This is a genomic window from Sphingomonas desiccabilis, assembly GCF_004135605.1.
Taxonomy (GTDB): Bacteria; Pseudomonadota; Alphaproteobacteria; order Sphingomonadales; family Sphingomonadaceae; genus Sphingomonas; species Sphingomonas desiccabilis.
The window spans coordinates 729,963-744,392 of the sequence record NZ_SDPT01000002.1 but is presented as its reverse complement, the minus strand read 5'-3'; the positions used below and the strand labels follow the sequence as shown (position 1 = coordinate 744,392).

Annotated in this window: 15 protein-coding genes; 4 read left to right on the top strand and 11 right to left on the bottom strand. The window is 70.4% G+C overall.

What is annotated here, in order from left to right:
* Nucleotides 1-16 precede the first annotated feature (16 nt).
* Genes EO081_RS11615 through EO081_RS11605 form a run of 3 tightly spaced genes read left to right on the top strand, consistent with a single transcriptional unit; the run spans nt 17 to nt 4,084 of the window.
* Complete coding sequence (locus tag EO081_RS11615) at nt 17-217, top strand: hypothetical protein (RefSeq protein ID WP_129342072.1); 201 nt, start codon at nt 17-19, stop codon at nt 215-217.
* A 23-nt stretch (nt 218-240) separates the two neighbouring features.
* Nucleotides 241-3,087 (top strand): M16 family metallopeptidase, encoded by a 2,847-nt coding sequence (locus EO081_RS11610; RefSeq protein WP_129342071.1) that lies wholly within the window; start codon nt 241-243, stop codon nt 3,085-3,087.
* 19 nt (nt 3,088-3,106) lie between these two features.
* A complete protein-coding gene (locus EO081_RS11605) occupies nt 3,107-4,084 on the top strand; it encodes a cell wall hydrolase (RefSeq protein ID WP_240697644.1) in 978 nt (325 codons plus the stop codon).
* 57 nt (nt 4,085-4,141) lie between these two features.
* Here the strand turns inward: EO081_RS11605 and EO081_RS11600 are convergent, their stop codons facing one another.
* From EO081_RS11600 to EO081_RS11580, 5 genes are all read right to left on the bottom strand, one after another.
* Nucleotides 4,142-4,483 (bottom strand): hypothetical protein, encoded by a 342-nt coding sequence (locus tag EO081_RS11600; protein WP_129342070.1) that lies wholly within the window; start codon nt 4,481-4,483, stop codon nt 4,142-4,144.
* A 232-nt stretch (nt 4,484-4,715) separates the two neighbouring features.
* Nucleotides 4,716-5,126, bottom strand: a complete 411-nt coding sequence (locus EO081_RS11595; protein WP_129342069.1) for a hypothetical protein — start codon at nt 5,124-5,126, stop codon at nt 4,716-4,718.
* Between the two features lie 141 nt (nt 5,127-5,267).
* Entirely contained in the window at nt 5,268-5,879 is a 612-nt protein-coding gene (locus EO081_RS11590; protein WP_183947914.1) for a TetR/AcrR family transcriptional regulator, read from the bottom strand.
* 34 nt (nt 5,880-5,913) lie between these two features.
* A complete protein-coding gene (locus EO081_RS11585) occupies nt 5,914-8,427 on the bottom strand; it encodes an ABC transporter permease (protein ID WP_129342068.1) in 2,514 nt (837 codons plus the stop codon).
* The gene (locus tag EO081_RS11580; RefSeq protein WP_129342067.1) at nt 8,424-9,122 is read right to left on the bottom strand and encodes an ABC transporter ATP-binding protein; all 699 of its coding nucleotides are present in this window, start codon (nt 9,120-9,122) and stop codon (nt 8,424-8,426) included. The genes EO081_RS11585 and EO081_RS11580 overlap by 4 nt, the downstream gene beginning before the upstream one ends.
* A gap of 131 nt (nt 9,123-9,253) precedes the next feature.
* On the opposite strand from EO081_RS11580, the gene EO081_RS11575 reads away from it, so the two are divergent.
* The gene (locus EO081_RS11575) at nt 9,254-9,871 is read left to right on the top strand and encodes an arylesterase (protein WP_240697643.1); all 618 of its coding nucleotides are present in this window, start codon (nt 9,254-9,256) and stop codon (nt 9,869-9,871) included.
* 284 nt (nt 9,872-10,155) lie between these two features.
* Here EO081_RS11575 and EO081_RS11570 read toward each other — a convergent pair whose 3' ends face one another.
* From EO081_RS11570 to EO081_RS11545, 6 genes are read right to left on the bottom strand one after another with little or no spacing between them, the layout of a single operon-like run.
* Nucleotides 10,156-10,509 (bottom strand): HesB/IscA family protein, encoded by a 354-nt coding sequence (locus tag EO081_RS11570; RefSeq protein ID WP_129342066.1) that lies wholly within the window; start codon nt 10,507-10,509, stop codon nt 10,156-10,158.
* A gap of 14 nt (nt 10,510-10,523) precedes the next feature.
* Nucleotides 10,524-11,006, bottom strand: coding sequence for an SUF system Fe-S cluster assembly protein (locus EO081_RS11565; protein ID WP_129342065.1), 483 nt, complete (start codon nt 11,004-11,006; stop codon nt 10,524-10,526).
* Complete coding sequence (locus EO081_RS11560) at nt 11,006-12,220, bottom strand: cysteine desulfurase (protein WP_129342064.1); 1,215 nt, start codon at nt 12,218-12,220, stop codon at nt 11,006-11,008. The genes EO081_RS11565 and EO081_RS11560 overlap by 1 nt, the downstream gene beginning before the upstream one ends.
* Nucleotides 12,217-13,296: a SufD family Fe-S cluster assembly protein gene (locus EO081_RS11555; protein WP_129342063.1), complete on the bottom strand. Its 1,080-nt coding sequence runs from the start codon at nt 13,294-13,296 to the stop codon at nt 12,217-12,219. The genes EO081_RS11560 and EO081_RS11555 overlap by 4 nt, the downstream gene beginning before the upstream one ends.
* Nucleotides 13,293-14,036 (bottom strand): Fe-S cluster assembly ATPase SufC, encoded by a 744-nt coding sequence (sufC, locus tag EO081_RS11550; protein WP_129342062.1) that lies wholly within the window; start codon nt 14,034-14,036, stop codon nt 13,293-13,295. The genes EO081_RS11555 and sufC overlap by 4 nt, the downstream gene beginning before the upstream one ends.
* 6 nt (nt 14,037-14,042) lie before the next feature.
* Nucleotides 14,043-14,330 (bottom strand): hypothetical protein, encoded by a 288-nt coding sequence (locus tag EO081_RS11545; protein WP_129342061.1) that lies wholly within the window; start codon nt 14,328-14,330, stop codon nt 14,043-14,045.
* Between the last annotated feature and the right edge of the window lie 100 nt (nt 14,331-14,430).

Genomic DNA, 14,430 nt, shown 5'->3' with positions numbered 1-14,430 from the left:
TACTCGGAGAAGAGCAATGACCGACACGCACCCGATCAACGAAGTCGAGGCCGCCTGCAAGGACGCCAAGCGCGTGCGCGAGGCTGCGGCCGAGACCGCCGATACCGATCGGCCCAAGCGCTGGCCCGCCGTTCCGATCAGCATCGGCGTCGGCATCGGCTCGGCGGCGCTCACCGCCGCGCTGCTCTACGCCAACCGCTCCCGTACCAAGCGCTGACCCGCGCACCACAAGGCTGATCGATGCTCAATTTCCGCGCGGCGCTGCTGCTCGCCACTGCCCTTGTTCCCGCAACCGCCGCCGCACAGCAGCACGCGCCTGCCGCATCGGCCGCCAAGCCACCGGCGCCGGCGCCGGTCGCGCCGCTCGCCTATACCGAGCGGACGCTGGCGAACGGCCTGAAGGTTTATGCGATCCGCGACCCCTCCACGGCCAATGTCGCGGTGCAGGTCTGGTACGACGTCGGCTCCAAGGACGATCCGCGCGGGCGATCGGGCTTTGCGCACATGTTCGAGCATCTGATGTTCAAGCAGACGCGCAACCTGCCGTCGGAGGCGTTCGACCGGCTGACCGAGGACGTGGGCGGCTACAACAACGCCTCCACGGCCGACGACTACACCAATTATTTCGAGGTCGTGCCGGCCAACCACCTCGAGCGGCTGCTGTTCGCCGAGGCCGATCGCATGGCGACGCTGGTGGTGGAGCCGACGAGCTTCGCGTCCGAACGCGGCGTGGTGAAGGAGGAACTGCGCAGCCGCGTGTTCGCGCAGCCCTATGGCAAGCTGTTCGGCTTCTACCTGCCGATGATCTCCTACACCCGCCATCCCTATGCGCGGCCGGGAATCGGCAGCATCGAGGACCTCGACGCCGCCACGATCGACGACATTCGTGCCTTCCACGCGACCTATTACCGGCCCGACAATGCGGTGCTGGTGGTCGCCGGCAACTTCGATCCGGCGCAGCTCGATCGCTGGGTCGACCAGTATTTCGCGCCCGTCACCAAGCCGGACCGGCCGATCCCGCGCGTGGCGGTGAAGGAGCCGCCGCGCACCGCGGCCACGCGACACGTCGTCCATGCCGAGAACACGCCGCTGCCGGCGGTGGTGCTGAGCTACCAGGTTCCGCCCGACAATCACCCGGACCAGGCCGCGCTCGCGGTGCTGAACGCGGTGCTTTCGACGGGGCGCAACTCGCGGCTCTACCAGGCGCTGGTCTATCGCGACCAACTCGCCCAGTCGGCCGAGACCTATTTGGACAGCAAGAAGGACACCGGCGTGCTCGCGGCCTATGCGATCGCCGCCGGGGGCAAGGACATCGGCGCGGTCGAAGCCGGGCTGAAGCGCGAGGTGGCGCGCCTGCGCGACGCGCCGGTCTCCGCCGCCGAACTGGCGGAAGCCAAGAACGAGATCCTGGCCGCCGCGCTTGCCCGGCGCGAAACCGCCGAAGGGCGCGCCTTCACGCTTGCCAACAGCGTGATCGTCAACGGGGATCCCCGCGCCGCCGACCGCCAGCTCGCCGCGATCGCCAAGGTCGATGCAGCCGCGGTCCAGCGCGTCGCCCGCCGCTACCTCGGCGAGAACCAGGTGGCGGTGCTGCAATATCTGCCGCAGGCCGACGGTGCAGCCGCAGACGACTCGATCCGCGTTCCCTCGACCGTCGAGACGCGTGCGCTCACCATCCCCGCAGGTGTGGCGGTGCATCAGGTCGCATCGGACGCCGAGCGCAAGCCGCTGCCCCAGCCCGGCCCTGCCGCCACCGCCGCGCTTCCCGCGCGAAGCGAGACGCGGCTCGCGAACGGCCTGCGGCTCGTGACCGTCCCCAAGCCCGGCCTGCCGCTGGTCGCCGCGACGATGGTGGTCGACACGCGCGAGCTGTCCGCGCCCGGCCGCCGCCCGGAACCGAGCCAGTTCGCGACCGAACTGCTGACGGAAGGCACCCGCACCCGCTCCGCCACGCAGATCGCGGCGGAGGTCGAGGCGCTGGGCGCGTCGCTCGACACCGACGCCGAGGACGACGGCGCGAGCGTCTCGCTGCTGGTGGGCACCAACGGCCTGGCGCCGGCGATGGGCATCCTGGCCGATGTGGTCCGCAATCCGGCGTACGATCCCAAGGAGATCGAGCGGGTCCGCACCCAGTGGATCGATGCGCTCCAGATCGAGCAGTCGGATCCCGGTTCGCTCGCCGGCAAGGTCGCGGCGCGCGCGGTGTTCGGCGACAGCCGCTATGGCAAGGTCGGGACGGAAACCAGCTATCGCGGCGTGACCCGCGAGCAGATCGTCGCCTCCCATGGCGAAGCCTGGCGCCCGGACCGCGCGACGCTGATCCTGGTCGGCGACATCACGCCCGCCAAGGCGCAGACCATGGCCGAGCGGCTGTTCGGCGACTGGCGGGCAAGCGGCGCCAGCGCGGCGGCACCGGCGGAGCCGGCACTTCCCGCGACGCCCCGCGTGGTCGTGGTCGACCTGCCCGGCAGCGGGCAGGCGGCGGTGGTGGTGTCGCGTGCGGCGCTGTCGCGCGGCGATCCGCGCTTCCCGGCGGCGCGCCTGGCGAGCACGGTGCTGGGCGGCGGTTTCTCGTCGCGGCTCAACCAGGAAATCCGCATCAAGCGCGGGCTTTCCTACGGGGCACGCAGCGCCCTCGCCGGCGACCGTGGCGTGGGTCCGTTCAGCGCCACCGTGCAAACCAAGAACGAGTCCGCGCCCGAGGTGGTGGATCTGATCGTGGCGGAGCTTCGCCGCATCGGCCGGGATCCGGTGCCGGCCGCCGAACTCGCGACGCGCAAGGCGGTGCTGTCGGGCGGCTTCAGCCGCGACGTCGAGACGCGCGGCGGCCTGGCGGCAAAGCTCGGCGCCTATGTGCTGGCGGGCCAGCCGGTGAACGCGATCGACAACGCGCTCGCCGAGATCGAAGGGGTCGATGCACAGGCGGTGCAGCAGATTGCCGCCCAGGTGCTCGATCCGGCAGGCGCCAGCATCGTCGTGGTGGGCGACGCCAAGCAGTTCGCCGACACGCTGCGCCAGCGCTACCCGCAGGCCGAGGTGATTCCGGCCGGCGCGCTCGACCTCGACACCCCCAAGCTGACGCGCTGACCGGGAACGAGGCCAGGGAGTGACGGCGCCGCGCCTGGGACGCCTGCGGAGGCGGCACGTCGCGGTAACGGCGGTCGCCGTTGCCGCCCTCGCCTTCTCGCTGCACGCCGGAAGCATCGCGCTCGACCAGCAGCAGCGCGCCGCCGCCCGGCGCATGGCCCTGCCCCCGCGCAGCAGTGCGCGGGCGGAGGCGCCGCCCTTCTCCGGCGCGCTTGCGGCACCACAGGCGGGGACCACCGGCACCGCCCCGCTGCCCGACCTGCCGATCCCCGCGCTCGCCGCGCTGGAGGGAGACGGATCAATCGTGTCCGCGCGCCCCTTTCGCGCGCGCGGCAGCGTGCTCGACCAGGCGCGCGCGCTCGAATGCCTCACGGCCGCGGTCTATTACGAGGCGGCGAACGAGCCCGACGACGGGCAGCGCGCGGTGGCGCAAGTGGTGCTCAATCGCGCGCGCCATCCGGCTTTCCCCGCCACCGTGTGCGGCGTGGTCTACCAGGGATCGGAGCGGCGCGGCTGCCAGTTCAGCTTCGCCTGCGACGGTGCCATGGCCCGGCAGCGCGTACCCGCCGCCTGGGCACGCGCGCGGCGCGTCGCCGCTCAGGCGCTGAGCGGCGCGGTGTTCGCGCCGGTGGGGCTCGCCACGCACTACCACACCTATGCCGTCACTCCGGCGTGGAACCGCTCTCTGGTGATGACGGGCGCGTTCGGCGCGCACTTCTTCCACCGCTGGAAGGGCTGGTGGGGCACGGCCGATGCGTTCAGCGACCGCTATGCGGGGCGTGAACCCCCGCCGGGGCCCCACCTGCCTTCGCCGCTCGACCCGCTCCCGCTTCCGGAGCCCGCCGCGGACGCGCCTCCGCCCCCGGCGCTGCAACCGGGCACCGGCGCGCCCGAGGTGGGTCCGACGCCCGGCCCGGCGCCCTCGGCGGCGGAAAACAAGCTGCCCGAGTCGACGGTCCTCGACCGGTGGAAGGATTCGGGCAAGCCGTTGCGCTGAAACGAACGACGCCCCGCCGCTGCCGGCGAGGCGTCTTGTGGTTCGCGGTCGTCAGGCTCAGCGGCGGGGGCCGTGATATCCCTGGCGATCATGCTTCTGATACTTCGTCCGTGCCATCAGCCGGTCGAGCCGCTGGTCGAGGTCACGCCGCTCGCCCACCGAGAGGCCGCCGCCGCTGCGGCGATAGCGATTCTCGAGCTGCGCGATCTGGCGATACTCGGCGCGGAGGCGAGTGGCCTCGCGGCGGTCGAGGCGTCCGCTGCGCACGCCCTGGTCGATGCGATGCTCAAGCGTCGCCTGGCGCTGGTTGATGTTCTGCCACGGCGCCGCGCTCGCGGCGGTGGGCAGCGCGGTCGCGGCGATCCCAAGGCCCACGATCATCAGTGCGATCTTCTTCATGGCTACACTCCTCAAGTCCGACCTTCGTCCGGTCGAAGAGCAATTTGGGGGCGTGCCGTCGCTGGATCGTGTCAGCAATACCGCTTTTGTGTCGCCGATTGTCGCAACCGCGACCGCATCGTTCATCTTCGAGCGACCGGAAGCGTCGCTGCCGCATAAAAATGGGGCGGCTCGCCGGAAGACGAACCGCCCAAGGGGGACTGGTCGGGAGGGAACGGAAGTCGTGCGCGTCTCAGGCGGCGCGGGTACGGGTGCTCGCCAGCCGGCCGCGGCCGATGCTGGTCAGCAGTGTTTCGAACTGATGCGTGCTGAACCCTGCGGAGAAGAAGCGGGCGATCTCAGACTTGGGCAGGTTGTCGCCGCGGTGCCAGGCAAGCACCGACAGGCGGCGCAGCGCCTCCAGCTTCGGATCGGCGAGCGGAAGGCGCGGGCGGGCGCCGAACAGCGAGCCGAGCGCGGCCATGACCCGGCCCGGCTGGCGGAGGCTTCCCAGGCGTTCGTTGCGGGCGATCGCCACGACCGACCATTCGAGCGGCGACAGCCCGGCCTGGACCGGCACCGGATCGGCCTGCGGCACGATGGGAGCCGCCGCCGCCTTCGCAGCGGCAGCGCCGCCGAACTCGCTGAATGTCAGATAGCCCATGGCCTTCCCTCGGTCTCGGATGGGCAGGTCCACGGCGGTGCCGTCGTCGTGCCCTCAATACCTACTGACCGGTATAGAAGACGATCGGAACCGTCAACGGGATTTTTGTACCTGTTGGTAGTTTTCAGCGAAACCCAGCGTTCAGGCGCTTGGCCACATCGCGAGGCTGGTATCGACCAACGCGTTCAACGCCTCGCTGCTGGCACCGGCGCCCGCCTGCACGGTCATGCCCTGAAGGATCGCCACCAGATAGGCGGTGAGCCCCTGCGGGTCGACGTGCGCGGGCAGGTCCCCCTCGGCCTTCGCGCGCTCGAACCGGGCGACCAGCGCCGCCTGGGACGAGGCGCGCCGCTTGAGGACTTCCTCCCGGATCGACTCCGCGTCCGCCCCGCACGCGACCGAGCTGATCACGCCCAGGCAGCCGCGCGGTCCGGAGGTGCTGGCATGGCTTTCCACTGCGCCGCGCAACAGCCGCTCGGCCACTTCGCGCGCGGTCGGCGCTTCCAGCGCGACGCTGATATAGCTGAGCTTTTCGCGCTCGTAGAGGTCGAGCGCCTTGCGGAACAGCGACTCCTTGTTGCCGAAGGCGGCATAGAGGCTCGGGCGCGTGATGCCCATCGCCTCCGTCAGGTCGGACAGCGAAGCGCCCTCATAGCCCTTGCTCCAGAACACCCGCAGCGCGGCCGCCAAGGCTTCCTCGACATCGAATTCGCGGGGACGACCCCGTCCGGAACAGCAAAGCGCGGCTTTCATAATTCCCGTCATATAAACAACTTAGCGCTCACCGCTAGAGCTCACGCAAGGCGCGTGCCGGACGAATGCCCAGAATCGGGAGCGCGCCCAGGATGCCGATGACCAGCGTCACCCCCGCCCCGGCCGCAAGCGTCCCCAAGACGGCCGGATAGTCCGGCAGCCATTCGAACGCGAACACCTCCACCACCACGTACCAGGCGCCCACCAGGCCCAGCGCCAGCGCCAGGGCGGCGATGGCGGCGCTCAGCAACGCATATTCGAGCGCCTGCACCGCCAGCACCTGCGCCCGCGTCGCGCCTAGCGTCTTCAGGATCACCCCGTCATAGGTCCGCGCCTCTCGCGCCGCGGCGATGGCGCCGATCAGCACGGCGATGCCAGCGAGGATCGCGACGGAGGCCGCCGCCGCGATGGCGGTCGCCATCTGGCTGACGATCGTGCGCACCTGCTCCACGACGCCGCGCACCTCGACCACGGAGACGGAGGGGAAGCGGGGCAGCAGCGCACGGGTGACCGCGCCCTCCTGCCCCTTTGCCAGGTCAATCGTGGCGGCCAGGTTGTGCGGCACGTCCGAGATGGCGTTGGGGCTGAACACCATCACGAAGTTGAAGCCCAGGCTGTCCCAGTGGATGCGGCGGAAGGAAGCGACGCGCGCCTCCCGCTCGACACCGAGCACCGAATAGCGGATCGGGTCGCCGATCTTGAGGTCCAGGGCGCGCGCGAGATCCACGTCCAGCGACACCAGCGGTGGCCCGGCATAGCCGACGGGCCACCATTTGCCCTCCACCAGCTCGTTGCCCTCGGGAAGCGTCTCCGAATAGGTGAGGCCACGCTCGCCCCGAAGCGCCCAGGCACCTTCCGGCAGGGTCTGGAGGTCGGCGACGCGCGTCCCGGCATAGGCGGTGATGGTGCCACGCATCAGCGGGACCATCCGCAGCTCCGCCTGGGGCGCAACGCCAGTGACGGTGCGGCGGAAGAGATCGACCTGGTCGCGGGGCACGTCGAGCGCGAACAGTGCGGGTGCCTTTTGCGGGATGGTCTCGCGGATGTTGGCGTCGATGCTGGTGCGGATCGCCGCCAGCAGCACGAACAACGTGAGGCCGAGCCCAAGCGCCACCACCAGCGTGACCGTACGCGCGCCCGGCCGGTGGAGTCCGGTGAGCGCCAGCCGCAGCAGCGGGCCACGGGGCCGCGGCAAGCGCGCGGCGAGCCAGCGCACGCCCCAGCCGAAGGCCGCGAGCAGCAGCAGCGTGCCGGCGATGGTGGCGAGGAAGCTGGCGGTGAACCACGGCTGCTCGGCAGTGGCGACCGCGATCGCGACCACGGCGGCCCCCGCCCCGCCGGTCCACGGCAGCACCCGCCGCCAGGGCGCCCGGCGAAGGTCCAGGCTGCCGCGCAGCAGGCCCGCGGCGGGAACGGCGCCCGCGCGCACCAGCGGCGGCGCGGTGAAGGCGAGCGCGGTCAGCAGGCCATAGCCGGCGGCCAGCGCCAGCGGTGCCGGATGGATCGCGAACTCCGGCGCCACCGGCAGCACGTCGCCCGCCACCCACAGGATCAGCGGCACTGCGGCGATGCCCGCCACCAGTCCCAGCAGGATGCCGACGCCGGCGACCACCGCGACCTGAAGCAGGTAGACACGCGCGATGCCTCCCGAGGTCGCGCCCAGCACCTTCAACGCGGCGATGCTGCCGCGGCGCGCCGCCAGATAGGAGCCGACGCCATTGCCAACGCCGATCCCGGCAATCGCCAGCGCTGCGAGCCCCACCAGCACCAGGAACTGGCCCATCCGGTCCAGGAAGCGCGCGGCGCCCGGGGAAGCGCGGTCGCGGGTCTTGCTCTCCCATCCGCCATCGGGAAAGGCCGCCTTGATCGCCTCCGCCGCCGCGTCGGGCGCACGATCCGCGGGCAGCGCGATCCGGTACTTGGTCTCATAAAGGCTGCCCGGCTGGATCAGGCCGGTGCGGGCGACACCCTCCCTCGAGACGATCGCGACGGGACCGAGGGTGAAGCCCTCCCCCAGTCGGTCCGGCTCGTCGGCGATGATGCCGGCGATGGTGAAGCGCGCGCTCCCCAGGCGCAGCTGCTGCCCCACGCCGACGCGCAACCGCTCCGCAAGGCCGGGCGCGATCCAGACGTGCGTCGGGTCCGCGGGATGCGCGATGCTGCCGTCGGCAAGGCGCAGGTTGCCGTAGAGCGGATAGCTGCGGTCCACCGCCTTGAGCGTGACCGGCACCGTCTGGGGGCTCTCGGCACCGCGTTCCCGCACCGCCATCGCCTGCATGCCGGTCGTCTCGGAGACCCTGCCGAGCCGGCCGAAGGCTGCGCGCTCCGCCTCGGTCGCCGCTCGCTGCGAGGTGGCGAACTCGACGTCGCCGCCCAGGATGGCCGCGCCGCGCGCCTTGAGCTCGCCGTCGATCGCGGCCGAGAGGCTGCCGATCGCCGCCAGTGCGCCCACGCCCAGGAACATGCACACGAGCAGCAGGCGCAAGCCCCGGAACCGCCCGTGCAGTTCCCGCCGTGCGAGGCGCCAGGCCAGCCGCCATTCGTTCACTGGTTCTCGTCCCGCACGATCCGCCCGTCGGCGAGGGAGACGATGCGATCGCAGCGCTCGGCAAGCGCGGGATCATGGGTGATGACGACCAGCGTGGCGCCGGTGGCGGCGCGTCGCTCGAACAGCAGGTCCATGATCGCGGCGCCCGTCGCCGCGTCGAGGTTGCCGGTCGGCTCGTCGGCGAACACGATCTCCGGCCGGCCGGCGAGCGCGCGGGCGATGGCGACGCGCTGCTGCTCGCCACCCGAAAGTTGCGCGGGATAATGGCCGAGGCGATGGCCGAGCCCGACCGCCCGCAGCTCCGCCTCGGCACGGGCGAGCGCATCCGCGTCGCCGGCGAGCTCCATCGGCACGGCGACATTCTCGAGCGCGGTCATGGTCGGCAGCAGGTGGAATGCCTGGAGCACGATGCCGATGCGCCCGCGACGCGCCCGTGCCAGCGCATCCTCGTCGAGCGCACCGAAGTCGAGGCCGGCCACCTGCACGCTGCCGCCCGTCGCCCGCTCCAGTCCCGAAAGCACCGCCATCAGCGACGACTTGCCGGAGCCCGATGCGCCCAGCAGCGCCACGCTGGTGCCGCGCGCCACCGACAGGCTGATTCCGCGCAGGATGGGCGTGGCGGCTTCGCCACTGCCAAGGGTCAAGGTGACATCGCGCGCGGCGATCACCATATCGCCGGGGTTGGTTTCGGGCATGTCGGAGGATCGCGTTGGAGGATGGTAGCTTTCGTTATGGAGCGGGTGCGCTGCTTCTCCAAGCCTTGCTGCTCGCCGGCTGCGATGATCGGGGGGCGCAAGGGGTTCCGGCCGAACAGGCGAACGTACCGGTGAACGGCGCACAGGCGGCCGCCGCACCCGCGGCGAGCGTGCCCCAGGGCCCGGAGCGGCTGGTGCTCGCCTTCGGCGACAGCCTCTATGCAGGCTACGGCCTGGCGCGCGGGCAGAGCTTTCCGGACGGGTTGCAGACGGCGCTGCGCAGTGCCGGCATCAACGCCACGGTGGTGAACGCAGGCGTTTCCGGCGACACGACCGCCGCGGGACGGCAGCGGCTCGCTTTCTCGCTCGACAATCTCAAGCGCACGCCGGACCTGGTCGTGCTGGGCCTGGGCGGCAATGACGTGCTGCGCCAGATCCCGCCGGCCACGACGCGCGAGAACCTGAAGGCGATGCTGGACGAGTTGAAGCGCCGCAAGATCCCCGTGGTGCTCACCGGCATGATGGCGCCGCCGAACCTGGGCGCGGACTATGCAGGCGCATTCAACCGCATCTTCCCCGAACTCGCCGAGGAATATGACGCGGTGCTCTACCCGTTCGTGCTGAACGGCGTGATCGGCAACCCCGCGCTGATGCAGGCCGACCGGGTGCACCCGAACGCCAAGGGCGTGCAGCAGATGGTCACGCGGATTGCGCCGGTGGTGACGGAACGGCTGCAGCGGCTGGATTGAGGGGGATGCGCGACCTCTCTCCCATCCGTCATGCTGACGAAAGTCAGCATCCAGACGCGCGGCGCCTGAGGCTCAAGCAGGTAGCGTCAAGGGGTTCTGACTTGCGTCAGGATGACGGGCGTGGAGGCATGTGCTTCCGCCGCTCAACGTGGTCCTGCGAAGGCAGGAGCCTAGGGTTACCGGCGGCGACGGTCGTGGCTCTGGGCTCCTGCCTGCGCAGGAGCACGGCCGGGGGAGCCGCTGGGGCCGATCAAGCCGCCGCGGCCTGACAAGGGCGCTACCCCTCAGACCGTGAAGCTCTCCCCGCACCCGCACGCGCCCTTGGCGTTGGGGTTGTTGAACACGAAGCCGGCGGTGAAATCGTCCTCCACCCAGTCCATGGTCGAGCCGACCAGGTACAGGATCGACCCGCCATCGACGAACAGCGTGCCGCCGGCGGTGTCGATGCGCTCGTCAAAGGGCTTGGCCTCGGTCACATAGTCGACCGAGTAGGCGAGGCCCGAGCAGCCGCGCCGCGGGGTCGAGAGCTTGACGCCCACCGCGCCCTCGGGCGCCTGGGCCATCAGGTCGGCAATGCGCTGCTCGGCCGACGCGGTGAGCGTCAGTGCGGCGGGACGGGGGCGAAGGGTGGTGGCCATGTGTCGTTCCTCCCTTACAACATGCCGAGTTCGAGCTTGGCCTCGTCGGACATCTTCTGCGGGTCCCAGGGCGGATCCCACACCAGGTTCACCTCGGCCGTGGCGACGCCCGGCACCGCGCCGACGCGCAACTCGACCTCGCCCGGCATCGATTCGGCGACCGGGCAATGCGGCGTCGTCAGCGTCATGGTGACGGCGACATGGCCGCCCTCCGTCACGTCGACGCCGTAGATCAGGCCGAGGTCGTAGAGATTGACCGGAATCTCGGGGTCGTAGATCTCCTTCAGCGCGGCGATGACGCCGTCGTAGATTTCCCCGCCCGGCTCGCCGGCCGACACCGGCTCCGGCTTCTGCGCGAGGAAGCCTTCGAGATAGTCGCGGCGGCGCGGCTCCGCCCCGACATTGGCCGGGGCATCGACCACCTCGTCCACGCGCGCCTTGCGCGGCGCGTCCACCGTATCGACCTCTTCCACCGCGATCCTGCGTGTCTCGTCCATTACCCGAAGATCCTGCTTACCCGTTCCAGTCCGCGTACCAGCGCATCCACATCGGCGGCGGAGTTATAGACGCCGAAGCTCGCCCGCGCGGTCGCCGGCACGCCGAGCCGCTCCATCAGCGGCTGTGCGCAATGGTGACCGGCGCGGATCGCCACGCGTTCCTCGTCCAAGATGGTGCCGATGTCGTGCGGATGCACCCCCTCGATCGCGAAGCTGACGATGCCGGCGGAATCTTCCGGCCCAAACAGCGTGACCGAGTTGATCCGCTCCAGCCCATCGCGTGCGGCCGCGACCAGCGCCGTCTCGTGCGCGTGGATCGCGTCCAGGCCAATGCCGGCGACATAGTCGATCGCGGCATGCAGCCCGAGCACGCCGACGATGTGCGGCGTCCCCGCCTCGAACCGGCCCGGCGGCGGCGCATAGGTGGTGCGCTCGAACGTCACCCGGTCGATCATCGACCCGCCACCTTGATAGGGCGGCATTGCCTCAAGCAGTTCGCCCCTGCCCCACAGCACGCCGATGCCGGTCGGGCCGTAGAGCTTGTGCCCCGAAAAGACGTAGAAGTCGCAGCCGAGCTTCGTCACGTCCACCGGCAGCCGCGCGACCGCCTGGCAGCCGTCGATCAGGATTTTCGCGCCGACCTTGTGCGCCAGTGCCACCGCGCGCGACACGTCGAGCACCGAGCCGAGCACGTTGGAGACATGCGCCAGCGCGACCAGCTTGTGCTCGGGCCGCAGCATCCGCTCCATCGCGTCCAGGTCGATGCGGCCGTCGGCGGTGAGCGGCACGACGTCGATCGCCGCGCCCACGCGCTCGGCGACCATCTGCCATGGCACGATGTTGCTGTGGTGCTCCAGCATCGACAGCAGGATGCGGTCGCCCGCCTTCAACTGCGTGCCGGCCCAGCACTGCGCGACCAGGTTGATCCCCTCGGTCGCGCCGCGGGTGAAGACGATCTCGTCCGGCGAGCCTGCGCCGATGAACTCCGCCACCCGCCGCCGAGCCGCCTCGAACGCCAGCGTCATGTCGGCCGAGCGCTGGTACACGCCGCGGTGGACGGTGGCATAGGTCTCGCCATAGCCGCGCGCAATCGCGTCGAGCACCGGCCGCGGCTTCTGCGCGGTGGCGGCCGTGTCGAGATAGGCATAGCCCGCCGGGATCGCCGGGAAATCGGCGACCACGTCGAGCGGACGGGTGTCGGCGCTAACGCTCACAGTGCCGCTTCCAGCCACCGATCGGCGTCGGCCACGAAGGCCTCGCGCACCACCTCCTGGCCGATGCGATCGAGCGAGTCGGCCACGAACGCGCGGGTCAGCAGGGCCTTGGCGCGCGGGCGCGGCACGCCGCGGCTCTGGAGGTAGAAGAGCGCGCGGTTATCGAGTTCGCCCACGGTCGCGCCATGCGCGCACTTCACGTCGTCCGCGAAGATCTCAAGCTCAGGCTTCAGGTTCACGGTCGCCGTGCGCTGGAGCAGGATGCCGCGCAGCGACTGCTCGCCGTCGGTCTTCTGCGCACCGCGCGCGACGTCGACGCGGGCGGCAAGGCTCGCTGCCGATTGGTCGGCCGCAACCGCGCGCCAGGTCTGGTGGCTGGTGCCGCGTTCGGCGGCGTGGCGCACGGTGACCGCGCATTCCTGACGCTGGTCGCCGCGGGTCAGCAGCGCGCCGCCCATTTCCGCATAGGCATCGGTGCCGCTCACCACGAGTTCGCCGTCGATGCGGCTGCCCATGCCGCCCGCACCCAGGAAGGTCGCAGCATAGCTCGCCGCCTCGCCGACATCGACCTCGTCGCGGATCGAGACGAAGCCGTCCGCCTGGATCAGCCGAACTGAGCGCATCAGCCGCGCACCGCGGGCGAGCTCGATGCGGGTCTGGCGATTGGCCCAGCCGCTGCCGACGAACGTCTCGACCACCGAAGCCGCGGCATCGGCCGCAAGCGCGATGAACCCGCGCAGATGATTGTCGCCGCCCGAGCCCAGATGGACGATCTGGATCGGATCGGTCACCGCCTCCTGGCCCAGGTCGAGCGCCCAGCCCTCAAGCTGCCCGAAGCGGGCGAGCGGGTGCTCGCTGGTCCAGGCGCGGCGACCGACGGTGACGGGTCCGGGCGCGCTGCGCTCGGCATCATAGGCGCCGTCGACGAACACCAGCCGCGGTCCGTCGAGCGGCAGCAGCGCGGCGTCGAGATCGGGCGCAGTCCCACGCGGGCTCTCGGCCGCGCGCTGCAACGCCGGCAGGTCCGCCCAGCGCCACCGCTCCAGCTTGGGCGAAGGGAGTTCGAGCGTGCTCACGCCGCCACCTGCGCGTAGCCCTCGCGCTCCAGCTCTAGCGCAAGTTCGGCGCCGCCGGTGCGCACGATGCGGCCGTCCGCGAGCACGTGCACCACGTCCGGCTTCACGTAATCGAGCAGCCGCTGATAATGGGTGATCAGGATCACCGCCTTGTCGGGTGCGCGCATGATGCGGTTGATGCCGTCGCCGACGATCCGCAGCGCGTCGATGTCGAGGCCGCTGTCGGTCTCGTCCAGGATCGCGAGCTTGGGATCGAGGATGCCCATCTGCACCATCTCGTTGCGCTTCTTCTCGCCGCCCGAGAAGCCGACGTTGACCGGGCGCTTGAGCATTTCCGCGTCCATGCTGAGCGCATCGGCCTGCGCGCGGGCGAGCTTCAGGAACTCACCGCCCGACAACGGCTTCTCGTCGCGCGCCTTGCGCTGGGCGTTTAACGCCTCGCGCAGGAACTGGACGTTGGATACGCCGGGGATTTCCACCGGATACTGGAAGCCCAGGAACAGCCCGGCAGCCGCGCGTGCGTCCGCCTCCATCTCCAGCAGGTCCTCGCCCGCGAAGGTCACTGAACCCTCGGTCACTTCATAGCCCGGGCGCCCGCCCAGCACATAGCCGAGCGTCGACTTGCCGGCGCCGTTCGGCCCCATGATCGCGTGCACTTCGCCCGCACTCACGGTCAGCGTCAGGCCCTTGAGGATCGGCTTGCCGTCGATCTCGGCGTGCAGGTTTTCGATTCTAAGCATATGATCTCACAAAGCTATGCGGCGACGCTGGCGCCGGACCAACAAGCCCACGACGAGGGCGACTGGCACACTGACAATCAAACAGAAAAAGCCGTCGAACGGCCCCACGCCTCCGACCTGCGTAGCCGATAAGATGAGCGCAGAAAGCGCGAACAACATGGAACTGCCAAGGACGGCGAGCATGTACGTCGCGAGAAACGGCCTTCCGACCGGCTCATTAGCAAACACGCGGACCGAGACCAAAACTGGCAGCACAACCACCAGCGCTAGGAAGAGCAGGTCGGAGAGCGTCACCCTCTGCTCCTCTGCGCGCCATCAATCACAACCACTCCGTCATCCCGGCGCAGGCCGGGATCCATCTCACCGCGCGCGCTGGTGGCACGATGGATTCCCG